The organism is Pedococcus sp. P1_H8 (assembly GCF_056405175.1).
Window position 1 is genome coordinate 1 of the sequence record NZ_JBFUCP010000483.1, and the last position, 357, is coordinate 357.

Consider the following 357-nt stretch of genomic DNA (forward strand, 5'->3'; position numbering starts at 1 on the left):
CGGCCACCACCTTGACGCCTTCGAAGTGCTCGAAGCGCACGTCCCAGAGCCAGGACAGGTCCTCGCCGTCCGGAACCTGACCGTTGACCGCGATGACCAGCCCGTCGACGTCGGGGTCGATCATCGACAGAGCCTCCTGCCAGCCCGCCGGGTTCTTGGCGAGCAGCATCCGCAGCGAGTGCGGGCCCACCTGTACGGCGGCGTACCGGCCGGCGATCTCGCGGACCGCGGACGCGGCGGCGACGGCGTCGGCCGGGGCCGCGCCCATCGTCACCGCGGCGGCCACGGCCTGGGCGGCATTGCCGCGGTTGGCCTTTCCGGGCAGGGCCAGCGTCATCGGCAGGACCAGGCCGTCCG

At 73.4% G+C, this 357-nt stretch carries 1 protein-coding gene; it reads right to left on the bottom strand.

Annotated elements, in window-relative coordinates; all coding sequences use genetic code 11:
• Positions 1–357, bottom strand: a 357-nt coding sequence (locus AC1DYG_RS20960) for a MurT ligase domain-containing protein (protein ID WP_477641746.1), incomplete at both ends; no start/stop codon positions are given.